Origin of the sequence: Buttiauxella sp. A111 (assembly GCF_014189855.1) — a bacterium.
Classification (GTDB): domain Bacteria; phylum Pseudomonadota; class Gammaproteobacteria; order Enterobacterales; family Enterobacteriaceae; genus Buttiauxella; species Buttiauxella selenatireducens.
Genome location: NZ_BJFN01000004.1, coordinates 436,180 through 463,043, shown reverse-complemented (window position 1 = coordinate 463,043; position 26,864 = coordinate 436,180). Strand labels below are relative to the sequence as shown.

Here is a 26,864-nt window from a genome sequence, read left to right as displayed (position 1 = left end):
ATGAAAACTTCAACTGATTTAATCGGGCGCTTACGGAATCTCATGCCTGCGCATGTACAACCGAAATTCCAAAGTGCCGCAGAGCTGATGGCATGGCATCAGGAACAAAGCGATCTCGAATCGGCGCGTATTCGCCGTGATAACGAGCAAACCAAAGTGCGTGGTGTTCTGGGGCGTTCAGGCATATGCAAATTACATCGCAAGTGTACGTTTTCGAATTATCACGTCGGGAATGTTGAACAGCAACGAGCATTGAGCCACGCCAAAAGCTATGCCCAGTGGTTCGGGAATGGGTTTGCGAGTTTTGTGTTTAGTGGAAACCCAGGTACCGGTAAAAACCATTTAGCAGCGGCAATCGGTAATGAACTGATGGCAAAAGGCAAAACAGTTCTGGTTGTTACTGTTCCTGACCTGATGTTACGTGTCAGGGCTTGTTATGACAGTGGGAAATCTGAATCTGACCTACTTGACGGCCTGTGTGCCGTTGACCTGCTTGTACTCGATGAGGTGGGGGTTCAACGTGAGACGAAAAGTGAATTTGTCCTTTTGAACCAGATTATCGATCGCCGACTGTCATCCATGAGACCTGTGGGCATTCTGACGAATCTTAACTCGAATCAAATGGCTGACTTATTAGGGGCGCGGGTAATGGATCGTCTGACCATGGATAACGGGATGTGGGTGGCATTCACCTGGGGAAGTTACCGCAGCAATGTGAAGAGTTTTGAAGGGGGAAGCTTCTGATGGTTACAGCAAATACAGCTCAGGCAATCATCAGTTTTCTTGAGGGTAAAGAAGCAATGCTTCCTGCAATATCAGCGGCTATCCACATGGAACCACGTCAGTGTTCAAATTTGCTCGGGGTCATGTTGCGCGCAGGAACACTGACCCGCACAGGATACATGCGACGTTATGTTTATTCGTTATCTCCGGACCGAACTGACCCCACTACGGTTTATCAAGTTCGCCTGAGTATTGTTCGAGAAAAGCTGGCAACTGTTCTACGCCTGACGCTCAAGGATATTCGGAAATTGATTAACGAGTCAGACTGGATGGCGAGGGCTTTTCTTGATGAAGCCCTCAAGAATGGCGATATCTACAAGCACAGCAAACAAGGGTACTTCCTGAATTTTGCCAGTTACGAAAAGTACATTGAGATTGCTACTGAGAAACGGTTGCAAAAGCGCCGTGCGAATGGCGCTGCATATCGGGAAGCGCAGCGTGCACTCAGAGCAGGAAATCAGGCTGTAGACGCAATGATCAAACCAATTGAAATCAATATCGTTTTCGAAGAATGTCGCCAAAACTGGCAGGGCTATCAGGTACACAAAATTTTTGGGAGTCGATAGTAAAAGAACAAAAAAACAATTGTATTCTTGCATAGTAGCCGGTCCAGGATAACCCTAAGACTAAAAGTTATAAAAAGTATCTTGGTGAGCAATATCTGCTAAATTGGTAGTCTAGCATTCACAGAAATGTTACGTATAATTGATACTTAAGGATGGTGGAGTAATCATTTTTTTCATACGATAAGCATTTTTAGGTTTACTTAAGTTTGTTGAAATTATCAAAAGGACTATGTATGGCACAAATAGAATGTATGTCTTTCCCAATCGAATCTTTTATAATGAGAGGTGTTTATGGTTATAAAACACTGACCATGAACATGAAAGGTAGGACGACTATATTTGTTTCTGAAAATGGGTCGGGTAAAACGACGATATTAAATGCTCTGAACTATCTTCTCAAGGGGGAGTATTATAAGTTGCATGGTATTTCTTTTGACGAGATAGAAGTAAAAATTTCCAACAGAGATGGTTCTTTTATAATAAAAAAAGATTCAATCAAAGAAACTCCTCTGGAAATGCAAAATATTATCACATCCACTTTGGAGTTAATGGATGATGACATTTGGGATGACCATTCAATACATGATGTACTACAAAGTATTAAAGGTCATGTAACGGGTTCTTCAATTAGAGATGATAGTGTTATTAATAGGTTGTGGGCTGAGTCTTCTTGTGAAATGAATGATTTTTTGGAAAGACTTGAAGAGCTTAAGAATAATACTGATGTATTTTCCTTTAAAAATAGTGTTGAGTTAAGTGAGTTGTCTAATTGCCTATCTGGCTATGAAGTGATTTATTTACCAACCTACCGAAGAGTCGAAAAATCATTTGATGTTGAAAATAAAATAGATTCTCGCAGAAGAGGCATGTCAAGACGTAGTAATGCAAAATTTCATAACCAAGATAAAATATCGTTTGGGTTACGAGACGTTGAAGAAACACTCAGTTCAATAACACTTGATATTGAACGTCAATCTAGTGCTGGATATAGAGAACTTAGCGCAACAATGTTAGACGATCTCATTCGTTATCAGCATAAGATAAAAGATGCTGAAAAGTATGTTTTACCAGAAATTGGAGATTTGGCAAGGTTTCTCAGTCGTATTGATAAACCTCAATCATCTAATATAAATACAGGCCCAGTCCCTGAAAAAACAGCCCCCCTTATCCAAGCTCTACGAGAGTTATATGCCAAAGATAGAATTAAAGATAATGAATATCTAAATTATTTCCTTTCTCAGTTGAATCCTATAATTCAGGATACTAAGGAGCAAGAGTCCAAAATAGAAACATTTGTTGCCATATGTAATAAGTATTTAAAAAGTGCTGGTGACTCGAAATTTTTAACATTTGATCAATCTAAATTAGTAGTTGTCGTATATGATGATTTTTCAGGTGAACGAATTGCTTTAAATGATCTTTCATCGGGTGAGAAACAGGTTATTTCTCTTATGTCTATTCTTTATTTGTACGATAATAATAATAAAATAATATTAATAGATGAGCCTGAATTATCCTTGTCATTGCCATGGCAAAAACTACTACTCCCTGATGTGGATCAATGTAATACAGTCTCTCAAGTTATAGCAATTACACACTCTCCATTTATATTTGATAATCAACTTTCCGCAAATGCTACTGCTATGCGAGTTACAAAGAAACTATAAAAATAATTTTGGAGCAGCAATGTCAGATTCTAATTTTGATTTGTTGGGTAGTCTTATAAATGCACAGTCAACAAAAGATTCACTTATGCAATCCGTATTGATGTCACTATCATCATGCGATAGAGTAGTTGTTTTTGAGGGCCATACTGATTATCAAGTATATGATGAGTGGTTGAAACATGACGAGATATATAAATCATCCGAACATATTTGCGCCAAAGGTAAATCTCAGCTTATAGAATTATACAAACATTCAAAAGATATTTGTCATAGTGATATAATTAATGGGTGTAAATTTTTTGTTGACCAAGATTATGACCTTGATTCATATAATGATAATTGCATAGCCACACTTGAATGTTACTCTGTCGAAAATTTTTTGGTAAATGATTTCTCAATTGAGAGTGTTTTAAAGGATGAGTTTCAACTTGATGCACGTAGGTTGCATGAAAGGAAAAAAATCTTAAATCAATTTAGAGAGGATTTGTCCGTTTTCAATGAATTAGCAAAGGGAGCATGTTTGCCGTTGTTTGTTATGCATAATGTTGACGGCAAGGCATTGTTTTATAAAAGAATATCTGATTTGATTATTATTGAGTATGGAAATGTTAGACTTTCGCACGATGCCCTTGAAAAAATACCAGAGATTCAAAATACATTGAATGCTAATGAACTGAAAGAGTACTTTTCCAACTTGCCATATATAAGGTGTATTAGAGGGAAGTATCATTTTGAGTTTGTTAAAAAATGGCTTGAGAGTCTACGGGGGTTAATTAACGGCACAGGCTTTATGAATCTAGCGAGAGTAACTAAAGATCCGGCCCAAATGGAGATGCGGAGATTTGCTAGTGCTACACCAGTGCCAGCACAGCTTGTAAATTCTGCTTTGCTAGCAGAATATTAGTTTATTTTGATCAAGATTTTGTTTTGTAAACCATCAATTTAAATAAGGCGTATGTTAATTTTTTTGGCCTTGTCGAAATGATTATTCATCATGCTAGGTGTCAGCCTGAACAACTGACACCAGGACATTCGCGCCACAGAGAACACCATGGCGCAAGAAAACACGGGCACATTCAGTTATAAACTCAGAAGGCTGTATGGGGTTTTGTTTCTGATATTGCTGGTTTTTCAGGTCATTATTACCAATGCTGTTTTCTTTCTCATAGAATTCGGCTTTATGTTGGAAGCACAATTGCACAGGTTTTCGGCCTTGTCTTATGTGTCACCAAGTCGATTTTTTGACATAACTTCAGGTATAGGATCTTCGAAAGCCCTCACTACTATGTGGGGGCTTTTTTATTTGGGCTATAACTGCGCGGGATTCCAGCGGCTTTTTAATATCTGCATGCTGAAGGTTTATGCCGCTTGGTTCATAACCACCTGATAACAGTGAAAAACAAAACCAAAGTCCCTTCATGGTCTTTTTAATTGCATTGCTCAAAAATAGTGTTAATAATGACTGTATATTTATACAGTGGTGCAATTCAGGAGGAACTATGAAAGTAGAAGTGACTATCGACCGAACAAAAAAACTGCCCAATGGAGCGCTCCCCGCTCTGCAAGAAGAATTGAGCAAGCGACTGTCCCGCCGTTATGAAGATTGCAGCCTCACAATTCGCCAGGCTGGTTCCGATGGCCTGTCTGTCACAGGTGTAGAGAAAGACGACAAAAAGATAGTTGAGGAAATCCTGCAAGATACCTGGGAAAGCGCTGACGACTGGTTTGGCGGTTACTAATTAGCGGTTTCATTCAGTTTTTTCAGGGATTAGTTAGGTGCAAGGGGGTTGATGTGTTTGTACAAGAAGAATTACCAGAGACAGGTTACGCGGTTATACGCTGCCACGATTATGCTGTGGTGGCGAAATTCGGGAGCTTCCCGGATGGTGGCCGCGCCCTGATGTATCGTCGTGGTGACGAGATATCCTTTGTCCCCCTTCATCCGGATGACATTGTAGGCACACCAACGCTGTTTACTCAAATGTTAGAAAAAGCTGGCTACCGAATTACTCATTGCTTTGATACACTTCAAATGTAGGCTTGAACAACCTACGCCTGCTGCGCCACGGAGAAAACCATGGCGCAAATATACTATCAATTAGAACTCTCTCGCCTGACGTTATCCAACGCCAGAGACTTTTTGCATTCAGCGTTTGCCCGAGGGGGTAACGCATGAGCTTCCCGAAAGAGGGCATTCGCCTTCACCAGACTAACTTCGATGTCATTGGTCAGCAACTTCAACCGCTTTTAGCTGGTGGTGATTGCTATCGCCTGATACTCAAGCCATGGCGTGATAAACGCAGCCTTCCACAGAACGCTTTAAGTCATATGTGGTACGGGGAAATCAGCGAGTACCTGATTCGTTCGGGACGCGCTGATGCGACTCCTGAGTGGGTAAAGCGCAATTTCAAAAAAACCTATCTCGGATGCGTTGAAGTCACCTACACAGATTTCATCACTGGTGAAAAAACCACGACATGGGAAGCGAGGCACACTTCTGATTTAGGTACCGGAGAAATGCATCAATTCCTGCGCCAGATCGAGATGTGGTGTGCGCAGTTCGGCCTTCTTCTCACTATTCCGCGGGGCTGCGAGTATCAGCAGCTACGCGAGCAGTCGAATCAGTGAGGTGAGCATGGCTAAGCAACCTCGTCGCAAATGCAAAGTATGCCGTGAGTGGTTTCATCCATCGCGTAATGAGCAAATCGTCTGCTCTTATGAATGCGCCAGCAGCCATGGCAAGGCGGTGAATGATGCAGCAAAGGCTGAGGCTCAACGGAGGGCCAAACAGCAGCAGCGTAAGAAAGATAAAGAGGGGCGAAGGCTTCGGGCAGAGCGTCGTCTGGCAGTTCAACCTCTTAACTACTTTAAACGGCAGGCTCAGCAGGCTTTCAATGAATATATCCGATACCGCGACAAGGGATTGCCGTGTATCAGTTGCGGTCGATTCCATGACGGCCAGTATCATGCGGGACATTTCCGTACTACCGGTTCAAATCCAGAATTGCGATTCAACGAGGACAATTGCCATCGGCAATGCGCCCCTTGCAATAACCACTTGTCTGGCAACCTGACAGCTTATCGCCCGGCACTCATAGCCAAGATAGGGCAAACGCGTTTTGACGAACTCATGGGGCCGCACGAACTACCGAATTGGAAGCGCGAAGATTACATCCTGATCCGGGGTAACTACCGGGCCAAACTGAAAGAACTTAAACAGCAGGAGGTGGCATGATTAATCCCTCAGAGATTGGTAAACCAGGCGAGGTGGCTCGGTTGCATACATTAGAAAGCATCTGGATTCAGGGGAAGCTTCGCATGTGGGGGCGCTGGTCATTCATTGGTGGAGGTAGTGGTGGCAATATGTTTAACCAACTCCTGGCAACAAAGACGTTAACTAAAACAGCTATCAATGAAGCACTTCGCCGCATGAAGAAGTCGGGCATTACTAAGCCGGAACTGGAAGAGTTTTTGAAGGATATTCTGAGCGGGAAAAACAAAAGCAACCTGGCATTCTGTACTGACGAGGAAGCGCTGAAGATTGATGGTGTGATTGGCGCAGTTCTGAAGTCTCAGGGGTATGGCCATTTTGTCGGATATTTAAATGACCGCTATCAGCGCCGCATGAGTAAAAAGGCCATGGCGCGGGATCTACACTACAAACACCCTGAATGGTGTCTGAGAACCTGTGAAACCCGTATTGATGTCTGGTTGAATTTAGCAGAATCGATGCTGTACGCCCCAATGTGTGATGCATTCGACACAAATAGCATCAGATTTAGCTTGCATCATTGCGCGGAAACTGTTTGAATCGTGCTAAGCTCGGGACGTAAAAACGAACTGAGCACACCTTGTCAGCGAAAACGCTATTAGTTGAGCAACAAGAGTGAGAACATAACCCGCTTAGTGCGGGTTTTATTTTTTCAAGTCCAAGTATTACATATCTTTTACAACTTCCACGACTTATCACGGTGCGGTTCCAGGGTAGAATAGGTTCATCTGAACTTTGTACGTCTGAGGCATTGATGCTAACACTTGATGAGATCGGTCAATCTGTTCGAAATAATATTCAATTAGTTATTGATAATTACGGACTTCCGTTAGCTGTTGGCCCTATAAGTGATGATGACTACAAAGTGTTATCTGGTGGTTTTGGGGACTTAGAGTGGGACTACGTGCTTTCCACCCACGGTAACTCGCCCGATCGCTATGAGTTTTGCATAAAATTGCTGAACCAGGGGGTAATGGAAGGTGTTCCTTCGGGTGCTGCGCTATGTATCTTCAGGGTTGAAGAGTATGTATTTAGCATCCATATGATAGAAAGCTTCGTAAAAGATGATGCGGAACACCCATTAAAAGGGCGCATGGTCCTAATCACTTTAATGAGTGCGTATCTCTTTTGTATGGCCGTAGAATGCCCAACGGTACGAATCGTTGAGCCCGTACCTGAGTTACATGGTTTCTATGAGGGTTTTGGATTTCGTTTGCTGCCTTGTGGGTATGTTATGGAAGCGAATACCTCTGATATTGAAGATGTGTTCAATAAATTCGCTCAATTAAGCTAGACGGGATCCCGTTGCAGGTTGTACGATGTGGCACGCTTACCTTAAAGGTAATGCTGAATTGTCAAACACAGACGGCAATCTGAAGTTGATAATACTGATTGGTATACTCAATTGGTAATGGGTAGTGGTAACTACTACTCTTAAGTTGAAGGTTAGAGACAACGTCTATAGTCTCCGAGGTATTTATGAAAGCTCAAAAAGCAACCAAGCCAGAAGTTAAATTCGACACTATGAAAGCATTCGCAGGTATGGGTGCTGCTGTTGAAGTACTGATGAAGGCTGCGCCTAATGCGTTTACCCATGCTACCGTTTCGGGTAAAGAACAGCAGGGTAAGCCGCGTCGTCGTAAGGCAGCATGAACCTAGCTGGTGCTTTTTGTAACCCGCCACTTGGCGGGTTTTTGCATTTATGGGTTTTGAAAAAGTGGACAAGCCATAAAAGGAGTCACGGAAGCTGGCGTGTACACGGCGATATGTAGCAACGTAATAAGCAGGTTAGGTTCAACCTGAAAAATTACACATGCTATTCTTTCATTATCAAAAGCTACAGAGACACAGATGATGGAAGAGGGTTATTACTGGATTCAATTTGAAGGGCAGGTACAGATAGCTCGTTACTTCAGTCAGAACGCTGAAGACTTCGAAACGGGTGAGAGGGTAAGCGGTGGTTGGGAGCTATTCGGCGTACTACGTGACATTATCCACACGAGTGCGGTCGAGGTTTTAAGTCCCCGATTGCAACCACCAACATAATGGGCGCCAGCTCAAACGCTTAAACATTGAAGTCTCGTACTCTCCGGGACTTTTTAATCTCTGCTTATCTGTTAATTATCGAAGCATCGGCACAAACAAACATCCCTTAGATGCTATTCTCAAGTCATTGCTTGCTTAGAGATACAGCTGATGAACGAAGGCTATTACTGGATACAGTATGCAGGGCAAGTCAGAATTGCATACTTTGTAAAAACAGATGTTGAAGATTTGGATACTGGCAAAATGCTACCAGGTTATTGGGTATCCTTGCATGGCGATCGGGACATTGACCATAGTCCGGATATTGAAGTATTAAGTGCGCGACTGGAGCAGCCATCGAGTTAGGCAACCTGGTATCTTGCCAACTGACAGGGTAAGAATAACTAGAGTTTTCAGAAATTCTACGAATTTCAATTTTTCGCATACCCTATTTAATTTACACGCTCACCACGTCTCACTTATTCTCTGCGCCCGTTGCGGCACTCGCCTCAAGGATTAGCACAATCCGCCATTAGCTCGTCAGGAAGAGCAAGCGACCATTTATGTTGTAGGGAGCGGGGTTCGAGACCTCGATGGCGGTCCATATTAAAGCTTTTCAGTCTGCGATGATGGGTTTCCCCGGAGTGACTGGAAAGCGCATTCGCATGAGCGCTGGTGGATTTCACAGAATCGCACTATCGAACCTGTCGGCCGCACCCGCCAGCGCTCAGCCGAATGCAATAAACAACCCGTCTTTACGGGTTTTTTTATGTCAGAAGTTTAATAAATACGCTTCCACTCCGGTATACAAACCTTTCAGCTTGCTGCTTTATCGAACCAGAGTTATCTGTGTGTCACACCAATTATTAAGGGTAAAAGACATGCTAAAACAGCAAGGTATGACATATACCGCCAGAATTCTTTACAGCTGCCTAAGTAACCAAAACTGGAAATCGGTTGAGTATCTGGCAAACCTCATGCGCATAAGTGTGGGACGTTGCCAGTTGATACTGACTCAGTTGGTTATGGCTGGGTTAGCGGTAGAGGATACTGGCGGAGAGAACTTTAAACGCTGCCATTAGATGGCAATTCTTGTTGTGAAAATGGGCGGCTGGTGGGTGTTGTAGCACTCATCCAGCCATTCGCTCATGCTATAAGGTCACAAGCGAACCGAGGCCCACCGCTTTAGCGCTAAAGCACAGTGAGCCTATCAGAGACCCGCTAACTGATCTATGAAAAATACTGTAAATTTAAACAGTGTTGAGTTGTTCAACGCTGATTGCCTTCATGTTCTCGCTTCCCTTCCTGATAATTCCGTCGACCTTATCGTTACCGATCCGCCTTATTTCAGGGTGAAGCCAGACGGCTGGGATAACCAATGGCGGGGGGATGCTGATTATCTTTCGTGGCTCGATACGTGCCTGGCTGAGTTCTGGCGGGTAATGAAACCCAACGGAAGCATCTACCTGTTCAGTGGCCATCGGTTGGCGGCTGATATTGAGTTACTGATGCGTCATCGGTTCAATGTACTGAACCACATCATCTGGGCGAAACCTTCCGGACGGTGGAATGGGTGTAATAAGGAAAGCCTTCGCGCTTACTTCCCGGCAACTGAACGCATTCTGTTTGCAGAGCATTACCCTGGACCATACAAACCGGATAGTTACGCCGAGCAATGCAACCATACCAAACAGCACGTTCTGGCTCCGCTGATTGATTACTTCCGCAATGCACGCGCAGCTCTGGGGGTGACGTCAAAACAGATGGCGGATGCCACGGGTAAGAAGAACATGGTTTCGCACTGGTTCGGTGCCAGCCAGTGGCAATTGCCGAATGAGGCTGATTACCTGAAGCTTCAGGCGCTTTTCAGCCAGATCGCGATAACCAAACATCAGAGCAACGAGCTGGAGAAACCACACCACCAGCTGGTGGAAACCTGGCAGTCGTTAAACCGGAAATATTCTGATCTTCTGGATGAGTTCAAAGCGCTTCGTCGTCCATTCGCTGTTTCTGTTTCGGTTTCGTACACCGATGTATGGACGCACAAACCCGTTCAGTTTTATCCCGGCAAGCATCCTTGTGAAAAACCAGCTGACATGCTGAGGCAGATTATCAACGCCAGCAGCAAACCCGGCGATGTGGTTGCCGACTTCTTTATGGGGTCTGGTTCAACAATCAAAGCAGCGAAAGAACTTGGGCGTCGTGCAATAGGTGTCGAGCTGGATGCTGAAAGGTTTGCTCAAACGAAAGAAGAGATCGAGCGGTAAGCCTGGTTGGTTGATATTCAGCAGAGTAAGTCTGAAACAATCGAAAACAGGTAAAGAGGAAAGGTAAATAAAAAAGCCAGATACCGGGGGGGCGGATATCTGGCTTAAAGGAGAAACCCAATCATTACTAATCTAATACGCTAAAGTCAGCGAGTTAACTGACAAGCTCAGTATATGCAAAGCACGCTAATTATGAGTTGTTATGTTAATTCTAATAAATCGAATTTAACATCCGTTCCAATGGCTGCCTCGTGGCGGCCTTTTATTTCTGGAGGGCCGAGTGTCCGAACCTATTTCCGGCACTGCGGCGGCTCATGTTGCAGTGACTACAGTGACGTTCGCAGGACTATGGGCCAACACTGATGCCGGGGTTATTCTCGGCGCGTTTGCTGGTGCGACGCTGTATGTGCTGACATCGAGAAACCTGCGCTGGTGGGAAAAGCTGTTATTTGGTCTGGCTTCATTCTTATGTGGGCTTATTGGCGCGAAGTATATGACCGCCATTCTTAACGCCACACTGAGCTCCACGCTGGGGAAGTTAGCGCCAGGCACTGAGGCCATTCCCATCCCTGAATCGGTCGGCGCGCTGGTGGCAGCTGCGGTCATGATTACTTTTGTCCTTATGTACAAATCACGGCTGGAGAAGCGAGCAGCTGCTGAGGAGGGGAAATGACAATTGATCTGGCAAATATCTGGCTACAGGCGAATGCTGTTATTGCGATGCTGATTGTCATTGTTATCGCGTCATACCAGCGCCGCAACTCCCGACATAAACCATTTTATTCTTTCATTGCCTGGCTGGCGATGATTGCTCTCATCTCAATACCTATCCGCGTCTGGGTTGGTAATTACGATATAGCGGACCGTTCTGAAGTCATTGTTAACTTCATCCTTCTGCTGGTGATGCTGAACTCGAGAGGGAATATCACAGGGCGGAGATAAAAAGAAATCCCGACGATGCGACTCCGCAACACCGGGATGAATTCAAACACAGCAGTAAATATCTTTTTTATAGACACACCATTCATATGTAATACAGAAAGCAAAAACTCACAATCTAATGCTTTTGCATTATTAACATTATTTTAACTTTGTGATAGCTGGAGCCATTTTGAACCAACAACAAATCCAGATGGCGGCTGATATAAGCGCCGGATTAGCTGCGCGCTGGTTTCAGCCGGTAGCTGCGGCAATGCGTGAATTCGGTATTACTGCACCCGTTGACCAGGCAATGTTTATTGCTCAGGTTGGGCATGAGTCAGGTGGTTTCACTGCGGTGGTAGAAAACCTGAATTACACCCCCGCTGCATTGGTGGCCACGTTCGGCAAACGCATCACGCAACAGCAAGCGGATGCATTGGGAAGAACGAAAGTACACGCAGCTCGCCAGGATGCTATCGCTAACCTCGTTTACTCTAACCGCCTCGGAAATAAATCAGCAGGAGACGGCTGGAAGTATCGCGGTCGTGGTTTGATTCAAATCACAGGTCTGGATAACTACCGCACCTGCGGCACAGCACTTAAGCTCGATCTGGTATCAACACCCGAACAACTGGAACAGGATCTGCAGGCGGCACGCTCGGCTGCGTGGTTCTTTACGGGTAAAGGCTGTTTGCTTCATTCAGGTGACGTCAAAGCGGTCACGCTCATCGTTAACGGCGGAACAAATGGCCTGGCAGACCGACAGGCTCGCTATAACAAGGCGAGGGCGGCGCTGGGAATATGACCGCAATAATTAAAGCGTTCTGGAAGCCACTGACGTTAATCGCGTTGGTGGCTTCTTTACTTTGGGGTGTTCAGCATTATCGCGGAAAATATCAAACCGAAGAAAAGCGCGCAGACGCGGCTCAAACGCTGGCAGATGGTCGGCAGGAGACTATTGACGATATGACCGTCCGGCAGCGGGATGTCGCTGCACTTGATGCGAAATACACCGGAGAACTGGAAAATGCCAAAGCGACGATTGAACAGTTGCAGCTTGATGTTGCTGCTGGCACTAAGCGGTTGCACCTTGCAGCCACCTGCTCAGGTGTGTCTTCAACCACCAGCCCCACCAGCGTGGATGATGCTTCAAGCCCCCGACTTACTGACGCCGCTCAACGGGATTATTTCACCCTCAGAGAGCGAATCGAAACCAGTAGCAAAATGATTGCCGGGATGCAGGATTACATCAGGCTGCAATGTTTCAGGCCAGGTATCCAAAGATAGCGGTGAAATGGATAAAAAATAACCCCGGTACAGGGGAAATCCTGAGTAGCCGGGGTGCATGAAATATTGCTAAATAGTCAATGTGCGCACTATGCATCTGATTTAAAACGCACTCAATTGAATTTAATGCATCGTCAGGAGTGGCGTAATTCATTCAATGGCTATTTATTATTAGATGACGAAAGCCAACGGTCAGAATAACGAGCAAAAAAAATCCCCGAACTGGTCGGGGATAAATGGCATTCTAGTTAGCTCTACTACTTTCTAATTTCACCTGCGGTAAAACCATATTATTTATACGTTCTTGTTGATACAGCCATCATCCTAAAATTTACTCAATGACAGATAAACTGTACTGCTGATTTATGCAGGTGGTTATTTTGCATCCACTGATTGCATAACCAGCGACATAACAATGTCAGTAAGCCAGATGTCTTCAGAAGCTAATGCCTGAACCAACTCCAATAGCCATGCCGCTGTTACCACCTGTTGCGCCAACGCCAACCCCACTGGAGCAGGACGCCAGAACAAAGATGAGGCAAACCAGACTCAATAATTTCATGTAATGCTCCTTCTTTTGTTCTCAACTTATCACAGTGACATCGCTGCACCATACGCGGCTGTCCGAAATGGGGCGCGGGTCCTCCCAGGCGCCTGCGCGCACTGAGGGGATGTATACCCGCAGGCTCCCGCTATTTACGAAAATTTCTGAGAAAGCTGGTTGTTGTTTAGTTGTTTCCCTCCAGCCATTGCGGTGCGCGGCTTTCGCAAAAAAACACACCAACCAGCCCCCTGAAAAGAGCACTTTCATGAGCATTTACCTCAACAAAAAGGACATGGCTGCCAGTCTGCATATTTCAGTGCAAGCCTTTGATAAATGGGGTGTTGAACCATCAGAAAGGCGGGGGCGAGAAGCGTTATACGACGTCCGAAGTGTGCTGAATAACCGGTTGTTGTATCAGGGCGATGCCCAAAAAAAAGAAAGTACCGGGGAAGAACTTGACGAGGACATCAAGTTCGAACGCCACCGTTTACTCAAAGCGCAGGCTGACGAACTGGAAAGAGAAAACGCCCGGAAAGAGGCATTACTGGTCGATACGGCATTTTGCACTTTCGTGTTGATTAAAATCACCGGGGAAGTGGCCAGCATTCTCGACACCATTCCTCTGGCTTATCAGCGGAAATTTCCGGGGCTGGAAAAACGGCACATTGACCACCTGAAAAATGAAATCATCAAGGCGCGTAATATCGCTGCCAAAACCGGAGACCTGGTTCCCTCTCTATTAAATGAATACCTCAACAGCACTGATAAATAACATCGGCGTCGCTGTTAACGATGGGCTGATCGGATTATTCAAACCCGAAGAGCTGACAGCCGTCGAATGGGTAGATGAGCATTACTATCTGCCAAAGGAAAATAACTATCAGGAAGGGCGGTGGGAAACCCTTCCATACCAGAAAGCCATTATTAATACGATGGGGTCGGACGATGTTCAACGCGTAAACCTGATTAAGTCCGCGCGTGTTGGTTATTCAAAAATGCTCTTCGGCGTGCAGGCTTATTTCATCGCCCACAAACAGCGAAGCATTATCACCTGGCTCCCGACAGACGATGATGCAAAAGACTTCATGAAAGTGGATGTGACGCCGACTATCCGCGACGTCCCTCCGTTACTGGCCCTCGCGCCCTGGTATGGCAAAAAGCACAAAGACAACACCATTACCCTGAAAAGTTTCAGTAACGGCAGAAGCCTGCGCTGCCTTGGGGGGAAGTCAGCCAAAAACTACCGCGCCAAATCTGTAGACGTGGTGGCGTTTGATGAGCTGTCATCGTTTGACAATGATATCGAAGGGGAAGGTTCCCCAATATCGCTGGGCGATAAACGTGTTGAAGGCTCTGTCTGGCCAAAAAGTATTCGTGGCTCCACGCCGAAAATCAAAGGTCAGTGCCAGATGGAGAAGGCGGCCAGTGAATCGCCACATATGATGCGTTTTCAAATCCGGTGCCCGCACTGCGAGCAGTATCAGCACCTAAAATTCGGCGAAAAAGACACTCCCTTTGGTTTCAAGTGGGACAGGGGTCAGCCGGAAAGCGTTTATTACCTTTGCGAGCATAACGGCTGCGTTATTCGCCAGCATGAGCTGGATTACACCGGTGCACGTTACGTATGCGATTACACCGGTATCCGGACTGAGGATGGTATTCGTTGGCTGAGTTCAGCCGGTTACGAAATCGCCCCTCCGAAAAATATCGCCTTTCATATCTGGACGGTTTACAGCCCGTTCACCACCTGGATAAAAATTGTGACTGAGTTTGAAGATGCCATTGGCGATACCGCCAAGATGAAGTCTTTTGTGAATACCACCCTCGGTGAGACCTGGACTGCAGAAGTCGGTGAACGCCCTGACGCTGAACTGATTGCGGAACGTAAAGAGACTTACGCCGCAGCGGTTCCTGAGCGCGCGGTGTACCTGACGGCGGGTATTGATTCACAGCTAGATCGTTACGAAATGCGTGTCTGGGGATGGGGGCCGGGCGAAGAGTCCTGGCTGATTGACCGCGTGATCATTATGGGGCGGCATGACAGCGAAGAAACGCTGGTGCGAGTGGATGAAGCCATTCACAAGCGTTATGTCCGCCAGAATGGTACCGAGATAGGGATCGCTCGCATCTGCTGGGACAGTGGCGGTATTGATCCGGATATCGTTTACAAGCGCTCACGAATGCATGGTTTGTTCCGGGTTATCCCGGTCAAAGGAGCATCCACCTACGGCAGACCGGTTGCGGATATGCCGCGAAAGAAAAACAAAAAGGGTGTTTATCTGACCGAAATCGGAACCGACACCGCGAAAGAGCAGATTTATCACCGCTACACCCTGGTACCTGTCAATGGAGAACCCTGTCCAGGCGCTGTCCACTTCCCGGACAATCCTGATGTATTTGACCTGAATGAAGCGCAGCAGTTAACAGCGGAGGAGCTGACTGAAAAAGAGGAAAAAGGGAAGACGCGGCTTCTGTGGGACAACAAAAAAAGGCGCAACGAAGCACTGGACTGTTTTGTGTACTCGCTCGCTGCCTGGCGTATCAGCAAGGCCCGCTTCCAGGTTGATCTCGATGAGCTACTGGCCAGCCAACAGGAGGATGCCGCTCAGCGCCGGGAAAATAACAACCTGAATGAGCTGGCAGAACTGGCCAAACAATTAGGAGGGGGATAATGGCGACAAGAGCCGAACTGGATGAAGCCCGACAGGCACTCCATCAACTTATGGTGGGTAAGCGTGTTGTCAGTATTCAAAAAGACGGGCGCAGGCTGGAATATACCAGCGTCAACGTAATCGACCTGAAAAAATACATCAAAGAGCTTGAAGATGCGCTGGGGCTTTCCGGGCGCAGGCCGCCTGCGAGGTTTTTCCTGTGAGTGCATTATTAGGACCTGACGGTACTACACCACTGCGTGAATATGCCGGTTACCACGGTGGAGGAAGCGGTTTTGGTGGACAACTGGCTGACTGGAATCCCTCGCTGGAAAGTGCTGATGCGGCGTTACTGCCCACGTTTGAACGGGGAAATGCGCGTGCCGAAGATCTTGTGCGTAATAACGGTTATGCCGCCAACGCCATTCAGTTACACCAGGATCACGTTGTTGGCGCATTTTTCCGTCTCAGTTACCGCCCGAACTGGCGCTATCTTGGTTTGAATGAGGCGGATGCGCGCGCGTTTGCTCGCGATGTGGAAGATGCCTGGTGGGAGTATGCCGAGGATGACCATTGCTACATCGATGTTGAGCGGAAACGCACCTTCACCATGATGATCCGCGAGGGGGTGGCCACGCATGCGTTTAATGGAGAGTTGTTTGTGCAATCCTGCTGGGAAAAGCGAAGCGCCCGGCTTTTTCGCACCCAGTTCAAGATGGTCAGCCCCAAGCGCATCAGTAATCCCGGTGGACGCTCCGACAACAAAAACCTGCGCGCAGGTGTGCAGATAAATGATGTTGGTGCTGCGATGGGTTATCACATCAGCAATGATGCCTATCCTTCATGGACGGCTCAAAACTGGACGTTCATTCCCCGTGAATTAGCCAGTGGTCGCCCGTCGATGATCCACATTTTTGAACCACTGGAGGATGGTCAGACGCGGGGGGCAAACCAGTTTTACAGCGTCATGGAGCAGATGAAAATGCTCGATACGCTGCAAAAAACTCAGCTGCAGAGTGCCATCGTGAAGGCGATGTACGCTCTGACCATTGAAAGCGAACTGGACAGTGAAAGCGCGATGGAATTTATGCTGGGCAGCGGTGAGGGGAGCAAAAGCAAATTCACCGATATGCTGAAAGTACTCAATACCTATTACGCCGCCTCGCCGGTCAAAATGAATGGTGTAAAAGCCTCGCATCTGGCACCTGGTGACTCCCTGAATCTGCTGACGGCGCAAAATGCCGATAACGGTTTTTCGACTTTTGAAGGGGCACTGCTGCGCAATATTGCTGCCGGCACTGGAGTGTCATACGAGCAATTGTCCCGCAACTACTCGCAACTGAGTTATTCCACCGCGCGCGCCAGTGCTAATGAGTCCTGGGCGTATTTCATGGGCCGCAGAAAATTTATCGCTGCTCGCATGGCCAGCCAGATGTTCCTGTGTTGGCTGGAGGAAGCGATTATACGTGGGGTGATCCGCCTGCCATCACGTGCGCGTTTTGCTTTTCAGGAGGCGCGTAACTCCTGGTCGAAGTGCGAATGGATAGGCTCCGGTCGTATGGCTATCGACGGCCTGAAAGAAGTCAGTGAGGCCGTCATGTTGATTGAAGCCGGTCTGAGCACCTTTGAAATCGAGTGTGCGAAACGCGGTCTGGATTATGAGGATGTTTTCGCCCAACAGGTACGGGAGATGCAAGCGCGCAAAGATGCAGGCCTGACACCACCTGCCTGGGCGGCCCAGGTATTCAGTCAGAATCTGAATCAATCCAGCAAGGAGGACGCAGATGCAAAAGCTACGTAATTTGCCCCACATTGCCAGTATGGCGTTTAACTCGCCGTTATTAATTGAACCCGCCTACGCGCGGGTTTTCTTTTGCGCGCTGGCCAGTCAGATGGGCATTGGCGGGGTGCGTGATACCGGGGGCGAACTCCTGACCGGAGAACAGATAACTGGTGAGCTGGCGATGTATGGAGATGAACGACCTACAGCCCGGAAAACGTATCAGGTATCAGATCGCATCGCCGTTATCCCGGTCAACGGAACACTGGTCAGCAAGGGAAGCTACCTCAGTAGTCTCTCGGGCATGACCGGCTATAACACCATTATCACCACGATGCGCCAGGCCATCAGCGATCCGGATGTAGACGGTATTCTGCTGGATATGGACACGCCAGGCGGCATGGTGGCAGGTGCGTTTGACTGTGCGGATAACATTGCCCGTTTGCGGGAAATCAAACCCATTTGGGCGCTGGCTAATGACATGAACTGCAGTGCCGGTCAGCTCATCGCCAGTGCGGCAAGTCGTCGTCTGGTCACGCAGACTGCCCGTACCGGCTCGATTGGTGTGCTGATGGCACATTACAACTATGCCGGTCAGCTTGAGCAGAAGGGGGTAGAGGTCACGCTGCTGCACAGCGGGGCGCACAAGGTGGACGGCAACCCCACAGAAAAGCTTCCCGATGATGTGCGTGATCGCATTCAGGCTCAAATTGATGCCACCCGACTGATGTTCGCTGAAAGCGTGGCAAAACACGGGTCCATGAGTATTGAACAAGTCCTGGCGACGGAGGCGGCGGTGTATTCCGGCGCTGAAGCGCTCGATGTCGGCCTGGCTGATGAGCTGGTCCTTAACACAGATGCTGTCGCGGTGATGCGTGACGCCATCGGCAGTAAACCAATAACACGTAACAACGGAGGCTCGATGTCGAATTCCACAACTTCCCCTTTGGTGACCAATCTTCAGGGTGATGAAGTCCTCACCACGTCCCAGCCGGAAGCCGGTGCGGTGATTACCGGTGAACAATTACAGTCCGCCGTGCTGGCTGAGAATCAACGCATTATGGGCATTCTGAATTGCGAGGAGGCAACAGGGCGCGAGTTGCAGGCGCAGGCACTGGCTGCCACACCGGGCATGAGCGTGGAGGATGCTCAGCGCATCATGGCGTCATCCGCCCAGAGTGCGCAGAGCCGTTCCGATACCGCGCTGGATGCGTTGATGGAAAATGCACCTGACGCCGTACAGGGTGGGATGGGTGGTGAAAATGCAAATGCTGATAACGATTTGCTTGATATTCCGGTTTAAGGAGCCGTCATGCTTTTAGAAGAATTTAAACACGACCAGCCGGGGGCTAACAGTGACCCGCGCTATACCGCTGTGCTGGCAAGCGGCCTGACTGAAGTGACCGCAAAACTGACGCCGCTTATGCTGGATACAGCACTGATTGACCCTGGTACCGGTGCTGCAGTGGCATGGGATGGCAAAAAAGCTGGTACTGCGGTGGCACTGCTGGCGATGGATGTGGACGGGACGGAAAGTCGTATTACCGTCTGGAAAAGTGGCACCTGGCGTATTGAGGATATTCAGTGGCCGGAAGGTGTCACCGATATTCAGAAATATAACGCTTTCGCCGGTTCGGCACTGAGTGTTCAGTAATCCCACAGGGCCGCGATTGCGGCCCTTTTTACAGGATAAGTTATGAGTATTTATACAACCAGCAAGCTCCTTGCCGTGACGCGCAAAAACTTCAAATTTCAGCAGGTCTTTTTGTCTCTGTTTTTCCGTGAAACGTATGAGTTTGCGACGCAGAAAGTCGATCTGGCAGAAATTCCGGGCGATGTGAATATGGCGCTGTACGTTTCACCGATGGTGAGTGGCAAGGTTGAGCGCACGCGTGGGGGGCTGATGAAACAATTTGAGCCGGGATATGTAAAACCCAAGCATGAACTGAATCCTGGGATGACTCCGCGCCGTTTGCCTGATGAAGATCCGACTGCGCTGAATGATCCGTCATATCGCCGTAAACGCCTTATCTTGCAAAACCTGAAAGACGAAGAGCTCGCCATTCAGCAGGTTGAAGAAAAACAGTGCATTGATGCGGTGCTGCACGGCAAATACACCATGACAGGCGAACAGTTTTCACCGGTTGAGGTGGATATGCAGCGCAGTCCGAATAACAACATTATTCAGGTGGGGCCGGCGGCGTGGAGTGCGCAGAATAAAGACACTTTTGATCCGACCAATGACATTGAATCCTATGCACTGAATGCATCCGGTGTTATCGACCTTATTGTGTTCGATCAGCAGGGCTGGGCGTTGTTCCGTTCGTTCAAAAAAGTGCAGGACAAGCTGGATACTCGCCGTGGCTCTAATTCCGAACTGGAAACTGCCTGCAAGGACCTGGGCAAAATTGTTTCCTACAAAGGCAGCTTTGGTGACGTGGCTATCGTTGTGTACAACGGCCAGCTAATTGTTGACGGTGTAAAAGAAAAAGCGCTGCCGGACAACACCATGATCCTCGGTAACACCCTTGCTCGTGGTATCCGTACCTATGGCGCAATCCGTGATGCGGTTGCACAGAAGGAGGGCATTGACCGTGGCAGCCGCTATCCGCGCAACTGGCTGGAAGTGGGTGACCCGGCAGTGGAATTCACCATGACGCAATCGGCTCCACTGATGTTGCTTCCCGACCCGGATGAGTTCGTTTCCGTGCAGTTGGGTTAATCCCTTCGGGACGTCGCTCCCGTTTTCCTGAATTCCTGTCTCCATACACGCCCGGGGCGAAGGCTCCGGGGTGAACGTTTGAGGTTTATATGTCTGAGAAAGATACCTTACTGAAGAAACTGGGTGTGCTGGCAAAAACGCTGAACCGTGAGCCCCCAGTGGACGGTACTGTCGCCGAACTGAAAGTCCTGCTCACTGAGTGGCAGGCCGAAGCTGATGCCCTGGAAGATGATGGCAGTGGTGACGAAACTACACTGGATATGCAAGGTGGTGGTGCAAATTCAGACGGTCCCGCAGGCTCGAACACTGACGATAACGTGCCTACGGCGGCTAAAGTCAGCGCAGGTCAACTGGTGCGTTTTACCGCGCTGGCCACCCTGCATATCAATGCGGTGAATGATGCAAATGAAGTGCTGCCGGTCGTGGTAGCTGGTGGCTGTGCGCGCATTCCTGACGCATTGTTTTCACAGCTGCAACGCCGAAATCTGGTGAAAAAGGTCTGAGTGTGGACGGATTCGACAGCCTGTTTGATACCGCTATGCGCGATGCGGATGCGCACATCATGGACCGGATGTCGTCTCCGTTTATTCTTCAGTTGCGTGGCGGCGGCGAAATGGCCATTCACGCTATTTACGATACGGAGCTGGCATTTGCCAGTGGTAAGCCTGACAGCCAGGCACCGCGCCCGGTTAATGCTTCCTGCGAACATGGTGTGTTGACGGTTCTGAACCAGCGCCTTGATCGGGAAATTATCGCTGGCGCCAACGTGCAGACACCCCAGGGGAAAAAAGTGGTTGGCGCGGTGTTTTATCAGGATCGCACTACGACCATCATCATTTTAACCGTTCCCGGTGGCGCTAAGCTGCCGGAGGGCGCTGGTGTGAGGTTTACCCGACCATGAGCGACCTGTACATGCAACTGGATGAAGCGCAGCTTAACCACATCGTCGGGTTGTTTGCTGATTTATCGCCCCGCATTATCCGGCTGGCTTTTCATCGCGCCCAACGGCGAACGGAAGGCTCGGTTCGCCAGCAGGCGGTGCGAATGATGCAGCAGCGCCTGCAACTGGCCTCTGGCGCGCAAAAACGCCTCAGAAAGCGCGTCCAGGCGCATCTGAAACCCTCTGCTGCGGATGCATCCGAAATGAAATACTGGTTTGGTCTCAATGACCTCGATCCTGCGTTATTTCGTGGGGGCATCCGGCGTGTAAAAGGGGGGCTCATGATACGCGGCGCCTATTACGAGCGCGCTTTTGTCGCCGTGCTTCACGGTAAAAAGAAGGTAATGCAGCGCGTGGGTAAAGCAGCGTATCCGGTGGTCAGTCTCACTGTTCCCATTTCCGATGAAATGACTACAGCCCTAGAGGATGAACTGTTTGAGCGTATTCCGGATATTTTCCTGCGCCACTTTGAAACCGATCTGCGGGGCAGGGTGACATCGGATGCCTGGAAAACCGGGTGGTCTGAGAAAAACCTCGCCGCAGCCGAAAAAAACATTCAGGTATGGTAATTCATGCGCATCACCATCGAATCCCCTGGTCAGTATTACGAGCAGGTTGTCACTGAGCTGCGCCGCCGCATCACGGCGAGTGTGGCCATCGTCGAATACGACGAGATCTGGAACACCGAAATCACTGGCCCCTCGATAGTCATTCAGTTTGAGGATGCCCATCCCGGCACCCGACAGGCGACAGGTCGTTACACGCATCGCCAGATTATCACCGCCCATTGCCTCATTCCGGTCTCTGTTCCGAAAGCCACGCTGACGGCAACAGATCTTGCCTGCGAGGTGGAGCGCATCATTGATTTAAACCGCTTTGGGATTGACCCGAAATGTGTCGGTGCACCGGATATTCAGGTGAGTGGCGATACCAGTTACCTGTTTGGTTTTGACGGGGTGGTTGCCCGTGGCGTGCAGTGGATACAGCCGCTTTATCTCGGTCAGGATTACTTTGCCGATGAAGAAACGCGCGGCAGTGTCTGGCTGGCGATGAATCCCAAAGATCCGGATGACAAAAACGCATACAGCAAAATATTCCCGGGGGATGCAACAGGATGAATGGTCTGCTCAAACGAATGCTTGCACCCGTCCATGAAGCGTTGGCGGGATTGCAGGAGGCGGCAGAGGATAACCGCCGCCAGGGCAATAATCTGATTTGCAAAGGGGTTGTGAAATCCGCTCCAGGTGGTACCCGTGTGGTGGTCCGGATTGGTGAAAATACGACGCCACCGATCCAGTTTCTGGTGCCTGCTGCGGGGGTGACATCGCATTACCGCTGCCCGTCGCCGGGTGAAATTGCCATCGTGCTGAATTTCGGTACCGGCGATAACTTTGACAGCTGTGTGGCTCTCTGTGGCCTGTGCTCCGACAGCTTTCCGTTTCCGACTGATAATCCTGATGAAGTGATGACTGCATACGGGGAGAAAGCGTACACGAAAGTCGATATCCCCAGCGGGAAACTCACCATTCATGCGGCTGGGGGAGTGGAGTTTGTGGGCACGCCAGAGGTGAAAAACACCGAGGGCGAAATCGCGGACAAGGTTCGGGCGATGTCACTCGACCGCGTCATCTATGATACGCACGATCACCCAGGTGACAGCGGCGGTAAGACGGGTGCAACTAACCAGAAACAGGGAGGCTGAATGATAGGCATGGACCGACAGACGGGGCGCGCCATTGAAGATATCACCCAGCTCGTCTCCCGGCTGGGGCAGGTCATGACCACCCCAAAAGGGGCGCGTAACCGCCATCGCGATTTTGGTTCTGACGTACTGAAATACCTCAGTGCCAACCTCACCCCCACAACCGCACTCCTGATGAAATCCGCCGCCAGTACCGCACTTCTTGAACCGGTTAACGGTGTGCTCGACTTTAGCTGCAGCAAAATCAACATCCACCCGAAAGAGGGCGGTTGCGCGATGGAGTTTGTGGGCCTGTTCAACGGTAAAACCGCAACCGTGAGTGTAACCCTTAATGTTTAACCCCTTAACCGACCGACTCCCTGTCCCCGATGCCCTGAAAGTGACCGGCGCGACAGCCCGGCTGCCGGAACTGAAACAGGCGCTGATTGCCGAGGTAACACGCCTGCGTCCGGCGGATGCCGCCGCGATCACCGCGACGCTTGAGAATAACGCGGAAATGCTGACGGTGCTGCTGCAGGCGATGTCGCAGGTGGTCACCACCCGCGAACGCAGCGCCAACTGGCAAATGCTGCAGATGCTCCTGTTGTGGGCTCAGGGCAGTAATCTGGATGCGCGTGCAGCCGATTTTGGTATCAAACGGCAGGTGATAGCCCGGGGCGATCCCGATGCTATTCCGCCAATACCTGACGAAATGGAAAGTGATGATGATCTGCGTTTTCGCTCTCTGCTGGCTGCCTACGGGTTTGCGACGACGGGGAGCCGGACGGCCTATAAATTTCACGCCATGACCCTGGGTGAAAAACCGCATGTCACCATTGACTCTCCGGAGGCCGGAACGGTCACGGTGACCTACCGCTTCCCGGATAATTCCGCTACGGCAAAAATCCGCGATGCCAGCCCGCGTGTCGAAGAGCCGGGGACCGGCAAGGTTGGTGTGTGGCTGCTTTCCCGCGAAACAGAAAACGGTGTGCCAAGTGATGCGTTGCTTGCGCAGGCGCAGGCATATCTGCGGCGTGAAGATGTGGCACTGGAAACCGACATTATCACCACGTATGCCGGACAACCCCTGGAGTACACAGTGCGTGCCGTCCTGCACGGTAAAAATACCCCGGATGGGCTGATCAATGTGGAGGCTATCCGGCAGGAATTGGACACCTACACCCGAAACGCCATGCGCCTGGAAGGGCGTATTGACCTCTCGATGCTGTATTACCTGATGCAAAAACCGCAGTCAGTGACCAGCGTTGAACTTCACGAACCGGCAGAGACCATCACCACCGACCATACCCAGGCTCCTTACTGCACTGGCATTGCGCTGGAGGTGGTCTATGACCTCTGATGTCAGTATTCAGCCCGATAACCGCTCCGGGCTACAGCATGCACTTGAAAACCTGCTCGATGAGTGCCTGGCCACGATTGAATCGCAAGCACCATATCGAACGCTGCTGTTTCCACGGAATACACCGGCGCAGTATTTGCCGGCGCTGGCCATTGAACGCGGGGTGCTGGACTGGGCTGCCGATGATGCTGAGCAGAGCGTCAGGGGGACGGTGGCAAACGGCCTGATTATTCAGTCGCACGCCTGTACCCGGCAGGGGATTGCTGATGCGCTGGCCGCACTCGGTTTCAATGTCACGGTGGAGCGCAGCGGGCCGTATGCGCTGAGTGTCATTGCTCACCTGATGGAGCAGCCACTGGATGAAGCAACCACTCGGCGCGTGCTGGCGCGCATCAATGCTTACAAAGCGGAGCGTGATATTGCTTCGCTGCAGCTGGTTCGCGAAGTGATCACCCGGGCATATATCGGTGTGGCCATCACTACCGGCACTGAAATAAGTATTGGCCCCAAAAAACCAGATGATATTTCGCTGACGGCCAGTGGCTTTAGTGCCTGCGCCATCTACGCAGTAACTGATATCACCATTCCATTCAGGGAGACAGCATGAGTGAGTTTTACGGCATTCTGACCACGGTCGGTGCAGCGGTGTGTGCACAGTCCATCGAAACCGGGCTGGAGGCAAAAATAACGACCTTTGTCATTGGCGACGGTCATGGCGACGTCCCCAGACCTGACGCCACGCAGACTGAACTGGTCAACACCGTTTTTACCGGGCAACTGAATAGTCTGTCACAGGATAAAACCAACCCGTCCATCCTGATAGCTGAAGCCGTGCTGCCCGCCGCCATTGGTCCGTTCTGGATACGTGAGATGGGGATCAAAACGGCGGACGGCACCCTGGTTGCGGTCTGTTCGATGCCCCCACAATACAAAGTGGCAACGGAGGAGGGGGCATCCGGGACGATGGTCATCCGGATGAATGTCATTTTCACCGAAGGGGCGAAGGTCACGCTGATTGTGGATGATTCCACAGTGCTGGCGACACGCAACTATGTTGACCAGAAGGTCTCGGAGGAAATGGCGGCGCATCTTGAAGACGACGACCCGCATTCTCAGTACCTTAAAGAAGAGGAGGCGGATGAAAAATATCTCCAGATCGCTCAAAACCTTGCTGAGATAAAGGCCGCCGGCGAGCAGGCGATTGCACAAGCCAAAGAAAACCTGCTTATCCCGCAGGATATTACGCAAGCCATTGCGGAACATGAAGGCGAGGCTGATCCGCATACGCAATATCTGACAAATGATGATATGCAGGTTTATATCCCGGTTGGCTTCCCGTTGCCGTGGCCCGGCGCTACGCCGCCTGCCGGATGGCTGAAATGTAACGGGGCCGCGTTCAGCACCGCACTCTATCCAAAGCTTGCGCAGGCCTATCCTTCAGGGACATTGCCCGATCTACGAGGCGAATTTATCCGTGGCTGGGATGATATGCGTCGGGTGGATAGGGGGCGTGCTCTGCTTTCAGCACAGAAAGGTACGCTGCTGGCCTTTGATGGGTATTCAACGGGTTACCCCAGAAGTCTGCCCTTCCCGAAACTCACCAATGACACTGATCCTTTTAACGGGGACGATTTTGAAGGGGCAGCCCCTGATGTCCATACGACAGAAATTATAGCCGAGAGGAATGGCGTGGGGACTGTAACAGGTGGTTACAACGCGGTGATCACCCGTCCCCGAAACGTGGCATTTAACTACATCGTGAGGGCAGCATGATGACCAACGCGATACTGAATAAAAAACAGATTTGCACCACGGCAGGGATGGTGACGGTCTATAACTTTGACGGTTTAACCGGTGAATATTCGCACCCTTCCGTGGAGGTGCTGCCCGTCGGCGTGGGTATTCCGGCACATGGCTGTACTGAAAAGCCTCCGGCAGAGAAGACGGGCTGGGCTGTGATACGCAATGCTGAGAATACGGCATGGCTCAGTGTTCCTGATCATCGAGGCGAAACCGTGTATTGCACACATACCGGTGACTCCGTACCCGTAACGACGCCAGGTGAGTATCCGGATAACACCACGCGGCTGGTCCCCGCCACTGATTTTGATACATGGTCCGGCACTGAATGGGTGACCGATACGGATGCGCAGTCTGCCGCCGCCGTTCAGCATGCCCGGATGAAAAGGGATGAGCTGATCCTCGAGGCTGAAACAAGGAGCAGCGACTGGAAAGTCGATCTGATGCTGGGAATGCTCAGCGATGAGGACCAGTCCCGGCTGATTGCCTGGCGGGGCTACATCAAACAGCTGCAGTCGCTGGATACGTCAGCCCCTGAGCATATTACCTGGCCGGAACTGCCAACCTGTTAACACCTCACCCATTCATTACAGCGACTA

36 protein-coding genes are annotated in these 26,864 nt (G+C 49.5%); 35 read left to right on the top strand and 1 reads right to left on the bottom strand.

From position 1 onward, the window contains the following. The 18 genes from BSPA111_RS14440 (at nucleotide 1) to BSPA111_RS14355 (ending at nucleotide 12,787) form a co-directional block, all read left to right on the top strand. Nucleotides 1–744, top strand: coding sequence for an ATP-binding protein (locus tag BSPA111_RS14440; RefSeq protein WP_183271985.1), 744 nt, complete (start codon nucleotides 1–3; stop codon nucleotides 742–744). Continuing rightward, nucleotides 744–1,349: a hypothetical protein gene (locus BSPA111_RS14435; RefSeq protein WP_183271840.1), complete on the top strand. Its 606-nt coding sequence runs from the start codon at nucleotides 744–746 to the stop codon at nucleotides 1,347–1,349. The genes BSPA111_RS14440 and BSPA111_RS14435 overlap by 1 nt, the downstream gene beginning before the upstream one ends. A 233-nt stretch (nucleotides 1,350–1,582) precedes the next feature. Continuing rightward, nucleotides 1,583–3,016, top strand: a complete 1,434-nt coding sequence (locus BSPA111_RS14430) for an AAA family ATPase (protein ID WP_183271839.1) — start codon at nucleotides 1,583–1,585, stop codon at nucleotides 3,014–3,016. Between the two features lie 19 nt (nucleotides 3,017–3,035). After that, nucleotides 3,036–3,920 carry a DUF4435 domain-containing protein gene (locus tag BSPA111_RS14425; RefSeq protein WP_183271838.1) on the top strand — a complete coding sequence of 295 codons (885 nt, stop codon included), beginning with the start codon at nucleotides 3,036–3,038 and terminating at the stop codon, nucleotides 3,918–3,920. Nucleotides 3,921–4,067: 147 nt separating this feature from the next. Next, nucleotides 4,068–4,403, top strand: a complete 336-nt coding sequence (locus BSPA111_RS14420) for a hypothetical protein (protein ID WP_183271837.1) — start codon at nucleotides 4,068–4,070, stop codon at nucleotides 4,401–4,403. A gap of 112 nt (nucleotides 4,404–4,515) precedes the next feature. Then, nucleotides 4,516–4,755, top strand: coding sequence for a DinI-like family protein (locus tag BSPA111_RS14415; RefSeq protein WP_183271836.1), 240 nt, complete (start codon nucleotides 4,516–4,518; stop codon nucleotides 4,753–4,755). 53 nt (nucleotides 4,756–4,808) lie between these two features. Further along, nucleotides 4,809–5,054, top strand: a complete 246-nt coding sequence (locus tag BSPA111_RS14410) for a hypothetical protein (RefSeq protein ID WP_183271835.1) — start codon at nucleotides 4,809–4,811, stop codon at nucleotides 5,052–5,054. A 134-nt stretch (nucleotides 5,055–5,188) separates the two neighbouring features. Then, nucleotides 5,189–5,644, top strand: coding sequence for a YbcN family protein (locus BSPA111_RS14405; protein ID WP_183271834.1), 456 nt, complete (start codon nucleotides 5,189–5,191; stop codon nucleotides 5,642–5,644). Between the two features lie 7 nt (nucleotides 5,645–5,651). Next, a complete protein-coding gene (locus BSPA111_RS14400) occupies nucleotides 5,652–6,251 on the top strand; it encodes a recombination protein NinG (RefSeq protein WP_183271833.1) in 600 nt (199 codons plus the stop codon). Continuing rightward, nucleotides 6,248–6,826, top strand: coding sequence for a DUF1133 family protein (locus BSPA111_RS14395; protein ID WP_183271832.1), 579 nt, complete (start codon nucleotides 6,248–6,250; stop codon nucleotides 6,824–6,826). The genes BSPA111_RS14400 and BSPA111_RS14395 overlap by 4 nt, the downstream gene beginning before the upstream one ends. A 215-nt stretch (nucleotides 6,827–7,041) precedes the next feature. Beyond that, a complete protein-coding gene (locus tag BSPA111_RS14390; RefSeq protein ID WP_183271831.1) occupies nucleotides 7,042–7,581 on the top strand; it encodes a hypothetical protein in 540 nt (179 codons plus the stop codon). A 185-nt stretch (nucleotides 7,582–7,766) separates the two neighbouring features. Then, nucleotides 7,767–7,940: a hypothetical protein gene (locus tag BSPA111_RS14385; protein WP_183271830.1), complete on the top strand. Its 174-nt coding sequence runs from the start codon at nucleotides 7,767–7,769 to the stop codon at nucleotides 7,938–7,940. Between the two features lie 1,253 nt (nucleotides 7,941–9,193). Beyond that, complete coding sequence (locus tag BSPA111_RS14380) at nucleotides 9,194–9,394, top strand: hypothetical protein (protein ID WP_183271829.1); 201 nt, start codon at nucleotides 9,194–9,196, stop codon at nucleotides 9,392–9,394. Between the two features lie 150 nt (nucleotides 9,395–9,544). After that, nucleotides 9,545–10,579, top strand: a complete 1,035-nt coding sequence (locus BSPA111_RS14375) for a site-specific DNA-methyltransferase (RefSeq protein WP_183271828.1) — start codon at nucleotides 9,545–9,547, stop codon at nucleotides 10,577–10,579. 280 nt (nucleotides 10,580–10,859) lie between these two features. Further along, nucleotides 10,860–11,252 carry a putative holin gene (locus BSPA111_RS14370; RefSeq protein ID WP_183271827.1) on the top strand — a complete coding sequence of 131 codons (393 nt, stop codon included), beginning with the start codon at nucleotides 10,860–10,862 and terminating at the stop codon, nucleotides 11,250–11,252. Next, nucleotides 11,249–11,521 carry a phage holin family protein gene (locus BSPA111_RS14365; protein ID WP_183271826.1) on the top strand — a complete coding sequence of 91 codons (273 nt, stop codon included), beginning with the start codon at nucleotides 11,249–11,251 and terminating at the stop codon, nucleotides 11,519–11,521. Before BSPA111_RS14370 ends, BSPA111_RS14365 begins: the two co-directional genes overlap by 4 nt. A gap of 169 nt (nucleotides 11,522–11,690) precedes the next feature. Beyond that, nucleotides 11,691–12,305, top strand: coding sequence for a glycoside hydrolase family 19 protein (locus BSPA111_RS14360; RefSeq protein ID WP_183271825.1), 615 nt, complete (start codon nucleotides 11,691–11,693; stop codon nucleotides 12,303–12,305). Then, complete coding sequence (locus tag BSPA111_RS14355; protein WP_183271824.1) at nucleotides 12,302–12,787, top strand: lysis protein; 486 nt, start codon at nucleotides 12,302–12,304, stop codon at nucleotides 12,785–12,787. The genes BSPA111_RS14360 and BSPA111_RS14355 overlap by 4 nt, the downstream gene beginning before the upstream one ends. Nucleotides 12,788–13,223: 436 nt before the next feature. Here BSPA111_RS14355 and BSPA111_RS22680 read toward each other — a convergent pair whose 3' ends face one another. Continuing rightward, entirely contained in the window at nucleotides 13,224–13,349 is a 126-nt protein-coding gene (locus tag BSPA111_RS22680) for a hypothetical protein (protein ID WP_255459280.1), read from the bottom strand. A 109-nt stretch (nucleotides 13,350–13,458) separates the two neighbouring features. Here BSPA111_RS22680 and BSPA111_RS14350 point away from each other — a divergent pair, with 109 nt between their 5' ends. The 17 genes from BSPA111_RS14350 (at nucleotide 13,459) to BSPA111_RS14270 (ending at nucleotide 26,837) form a co-directional block, all read left to right on the top strand. Further along, nucleotides 13,459–14,103 (top strand): terminase small subunit, encoded by a 645-nt coding sequence (locus BSPA111_RS14350; RefSeq protein WP_304502625.1) that lies wholly within the window; start codon nucleotides 13,459–13,461, stop codon nucleotides 14,101–14,103. Then, a complete protein-coding gene (locus tag BSPA111_RS14345) occupies nucleotides 14,075–16,003 on the top strand; it encodes a phage terminase large subunit family protein (RefSeq protein ID WP_183271823.1) in 1,929 nt (642 codons plus the stop codon). Before BSPA111_RS14350 ends, BSPA111_RS14345 begins: the two co-directional genes overlap by 29 nt. Beyond that, nucleotides 16,003–16,206 carry a phage head-tail joining protein gene (locus BSPA111_RS14340; protein ID WP_183271822.1) on the top strand — a complete coding sequence of 68 codons (204 nt, stop codon included), beginning with the start codon at nucleotides 16,003–16,005 and terminating at the stop codon, nucleotides 16,204–16,206. The genes BSPA111_RS14345 and BSPA111_RS14340 overlap by 1 nt, the downstream gene beginning before the upstream one ends. Then, a complete protein-coding gene (locus BSPA111_RS14335; RefSeq protein ID WP_183271821.1) occupies nucleotides 16,203–17,783 on the top strand; it encodes a phage portal protein in 1,581 nt (526 codons plus the stop codon). The genes BSPA111_RS14340 and BSPA111_RS14335 overlap by 4 nt, the downstream gene beginning before the upstream one ends. Further along, nucleotides 17,767–19,065, top strand: a complete 1,299-nt coding sequence (locus tag BSPA111_RS14330; protein ID WP_183271820.1) for a S49 family peptidase — start codon at nucleotides 17,767–17,769, stop codon at nucleotides 19,063–19,065. The genes BSPA111_RS14335 and BSPA111_RS14330 overlap by 17 nt, the downstream gene beginning before the upstream one ends. A gap of 9 nt (nucleotides 19,066–19,074) precedes the next feature. Further along, a complete protein-coding gene (locus BSPA111_RS14325; RefSeq protein ID WP_183271819.1) occupies nucleotides 19,075–19,416 on the top strand; it encodes a head decoration protein in 342 nt (113 codons plus the stop codon). A 42-nt stretch (nucleotides 19,417–19,458) separates the two neighbouring features. Beyond that, nucleotides 19,459–20,484, top strand: a complete 1,026-nt coding sequence (locus BSPA111_RS14320) for a major capsid protein (protein WP_183271818.1) — start codon at nucleotides 19,459–19,461, stop codon at nucleotides 20,482–20,484. An 89-nt stretch (nucleotides 20,485–20,573) separates the two neighbouring features. Beyond that, entirely contained in the window at nucleotides 20,574–20,987 is a 414-nt protein-coding gene (gpFI, locus tag BSPA111_RS14315; RefSeq protein WP_183271817.1) for a DNA-packaging protein FI, read from the top strand. Nucleotides 20,988–20,989: 2 nt separating this feature from the next. Continuing rightward, the gene (locus BSPA111_RS14310) at nucleotides 20,990–21,385 is read left to right on the top strand and encodes a hypothetical protein (protein ID WP_183271816.1); all 396 of its coding nucleotides are present in this window, start codon (nucleotides 20,990–20,992) and stop codon (nucleotides 21,383–21,385) included. Then, nucleotides 21,382–21,993, top strand: a complete 612-nt coding sequence (locus BSPA111_RS14305; RefSeq protein WP_183271815.1) for a hypothetical protein — start codon at nucleotides 21,382–21,384, stop codon at nucleotides 21,991–21,993. The genes BSPA111_RS14310 and BSPA111_RS14305 overlap by 4 nt, the downstream gene beginning before the upstream one ends. A 3-nt stretch (nucleotides 21,994–21,996) precedes the next feature. Continuing rightward, nucleotides 21,997–22,542 carry a hypothetical protein gene (locus tag BSPA111_RS14300; protein WP_183271814.1) on the top strand — a complete coding sequence of 182 codons (546 nt, stop codon included), beginning with the start codon at nucleotides 21,997–21,999 and terminating at the stop codon, nucleotides 22,540–22,542. Next, on the top strand, nucleotides 22,539–23,126 hold the full coding sequence (locus tag BSPA111_RS14295; RefSeq protein WP_183271813.1) for a phage baseplate assembly protein V: 588 nt from the start codon (nucleotides 22,539–22,541) through the stop codon (nucleotides 23,124–23,126). The genes BSPA111_RS14300 and BSPA111_RS14295 overlap by 4 nt, the downstream gene beginning before the upstream one ends. Continuing rightward, entirely contained in the window at nucleotides 23,127–23,465 is a 339-nt protein-coding gene (locus BSPA111_RS14290; RefSeq protein WP_183271812.1) for a hypothetical protein, read from the top strand. Continuing rightward, nucleotides 23,458–24,465, top strand: a complete 1,008-nt coding sequence (locus BSPA111_RS14285) for a baseplate J/gp47 family protein (RefSeq protein ID WP_183271811.1) — start codon at nucleotides 23,458–23,460, stop codon at nucleotides 24,463–24,465. Before BSPA111_RS14290 ends, BSPA111_RS14285 begins: the two co-directional genes overlap by 8 nt. After that, entirely contained in the window at nucleotides 24,455–25,072 is a 618-nt protein-coding gene (locus tag BSPA111_RS14280) for a phage tail protein I (protein ID WP_183271810.1), read from the top strand. The genes BSPA111_RS14285 and BSPA111_RS14280 overlap by 11 nt, the downstream gene beginning before the upstream one ends. After that, nucleotides 25,069–26,238 (top strand): phage tail protein, encoded by a 1,170-nt coding sequence (locus BSPA111_RS14275; RefSeq protein WP_255459279.1) that lies wholly within the window; start codon nucleotides 25,069–25,071, stop codon nucleotides 26,236–26,238. The genes BSPA111_RS14280 and BSPA111_RS14275 overlap by 4 nt, the downstream gene beginning before the upstream one ends. Continuing rightward, the gene (locus BSPA111_RS14270; protein ID WP_255459277.1) at nucleotides 26,235–26,837 is read left to right on the top strand and encodes a tail fiber assembly protein; all 603 of its coding nucleotides are present in this window, start codon (nucleotides 26,235–26,237) and stop codon (nucleotides 26,835–26,837) included. The genes BSPA111_RS14275 and BSPA111_RS14270 overlap by 4 nt, the downstream gene beginning before the upstream one ends. Nucleotides 26,838–26,864: the final 27 nt, after the last annotated feature.

Excerpts from the sequence above, each read along its gene's own strand:
- BSPA111_RS14425 (WP_183271838.1), top strand. The coding sequence starts at position 3,036 with ATGTCAGATTCTAATTTTGATTTGTTGGGTAGTCTTATAAATGCACAG.
- BSPA111_RS14440 (WP_183271985.1), top strand. The coding sequence starts at position 1 with ATGAAAACTTCAACTGATTTAATCGGGCGCTTACGGAATCTCATGCCT.
- BSPA111_RS14430 (WP_183271839.1), top strand. The coding sequence starts at position 1,583 with ATGGCACAAATAGAATGTATGTCTTTCCCAATCGAATCTTTTATAATG.
- BSPA111_RS14305 (WP_183271815.1), top strand. The coding sequence starts at position 21,382 with ATGAGCGACCTGTACATGCAACTGGATGAAGCGCAGCTTAACCACATC.
- BSPA111_RS14290 (WP_183271812.1), top strand. The coding sequence starts at position 23,127 with ATGATAGGCATGGACCGACAGACGGGGCGCGCCATTGAAGATATCACC.
- BSPA111_RS14285 (WP_183271811.1), top strand. The coding sequence starts at position 23,458 with ATGTTTAACCCCTTAACCGACCGACTCCCTGTCCCCGATGCCCTGAAA.
- BSPA111_RS22680 (WP_255459280.1), bottom strand. The coding sequence starts at position 13,349 with ATGAAATTATTGAGTCTGGTTTGCCTCATCTTTGTTCTGGCGTCCTGC.
- BSPA111_RS14330 (WP_183271820.1), top strand. The coding sequence starts at position 17,767 with ATGCAAAAGCTACGTAATTTGCCCCACATTGCCAGTATGGCGTTTAAC.
- gpFI (WP_183271817.1), top strand. The coding sequence starts at position 20,574 with ATGTCTGAGAAAGATACCTTACTGAAGAAACTGGGTGTGCTGGCAAAA.
- BSPA111_RS14390 (WP_183271831.1), top strand. The coding sequence starts at position 7,042 with ATGCTAACACTTGATGAGATCGGTCAATCTGTTCGAAATAATATTCAA.
- BSPA111_RS14300 (WP_183271814.1), top strand. The coding sequence starts at position 21,997 with ATGCGCATCACCATCGAATCCCCTGGTCAGTATTACGAGCAGGTTGTC.
- BSPA111_RS14395 (WP_183271832.1), top strand. The coding sequence starts at position 6,248 with ATGATTAATCCCTCAGAGATTGGTAAACCAGGCGAGGTGGCTCGGTTG.
- BSPA111_RS14405 (WP_183271834.1), top strand. The coding sequence starts at position 5,189 with ATGAGCTTCCCGAAAGAGGGCATTCGCCTTCACCAGACTAACTTCGAT.
- BSPA111_RS14415 (WP_183271836.1), top strand. The coding sequence starts at position 4,516 with ATGAAAGTAGAAGTGACTATCGACCGAACAAAAAAACTGCCCAATGGA.
- BSPA111_RS14280 (WP_183271810.1), top strand. The coding sequence starts at position 24,455 with ATGACCTCTGATGTCAGTATTCAGCCCGATAACCGCTCCGGGCTACAG.
- BSPA111_RS14350 (WP_304502625.1), top strand. The coding sequence starts at position 13,459 with ATGTATACCCGCAGGCTCCCGCTATTTACGAAAATTTCTGAGAAAGCT.
- BSPA111_RS14380 (WP_183271829.1), top strand. The coding sequence starts at position 9,194 with ATGCTAAAACAGCAAGGTATGACATATACCGCCAGAATTCTTTACAGC.
- BSPA111_RS14375 (WP_183271828.1), top strand. The coding sequence starts at position 9,545 with ATGAAAAATACTGTAAATTTAAACAGTGTTGAGTTGTTCAACGCTGAT.
- BSPA111_RS14400 (WP_183271833.1), top strand. The coding sequence starts at position 5,652 with ATGGCTAAGCAACCTCGTCGCAAATGCAAAGTATGCCGTGAGTGGTTT.
- BSPA111_RS14420 (WP_183271837.1), top strand. The coding sequence starts at position 4,068 with ATGGCGCAAGAAAACACGGGCACATTCAGTTATAAACTCAGAAGGCTG.
- BSPA111_RS14270 (WP_255459277.1), top strand. The coding sequence starts at position 26,235 with ATGATGACCAACGCGATACTGAATAAAAAACAGATTTGCACCACGGCA.
- BSPA111_RS14345 (WP_183271823.1), top strand. The coding sequence starts at position 14,075 with ATGAATACCTCAACAGCACTGATAAATAACATCGGCGTCGCTGTTAAC.
- BSPA111_RS14355 (WP_183271824.1), top strand. The coding sequence starts at position 12,302 with ATGACCGCAATAATTAAAGCGTTCTGGAAGCCACTGACGTTAATCGCG.
- BSPA111_RS14385 (WP_183271830.1), top strand. The coding sequence starts at position 7,767 with ATGAAAGCTCAAAAAGCAACCAAGCCAGAAGTTAAATTCGACACTATG.
- BSPA111_RS14320 (WP_183271818.1), top strand. The coding sequence starts at position 19,459 with ATGAGTATTTATACAACCAGCAAGCTCCTTGCCGTGACGCGCAAAAAC.
- BSPA111_RS14365 (WP_183271826.1), top strand. The coding sequence starts at position 11,249 with ATGACAATTGATCTGGCAAATATCTGGCTACAGGCGAATGCTGTTATT.
- BSPA111_RS14325 (WP_183271819.1), top strand. The coding sequence starts at position 19,075 with ATGCTTTTAGAAGAATTTAAACACGACCAGCCGGGGGCTAACAGTGAC.
- BSPA111_RS14435 (WP_183271840.1), top strand. The coding sequence starts at position 744 with ATGGTTACAGCAAATACAGCTCAGGCAATCATCAGTTTTCTTGAGGGT.
- BSPA111_RS14295 (WP_183271813.1), top strand. The coding sequence starts at position 22,539 with ATGAATGGTCTGCTCAAACGAATGCTTGCACCCGTCCATGAAGCGTTG.
- BSPA111_RS14340 (WP_183271822.1), top strand. The coding sequence starts at position 16,003 with ATGGCGACAAGAGCCGAACTGGATGAAGCCCGACAGGCACTCCATCAA.
- BSPA111_RS14275 (WP_255459279.1), top strand. The coding sequence starts at position 25,069 with ATGAGTGAGTTTTACGGCATTCTGACCACGGTCGGTGCAGCGGTGTGT.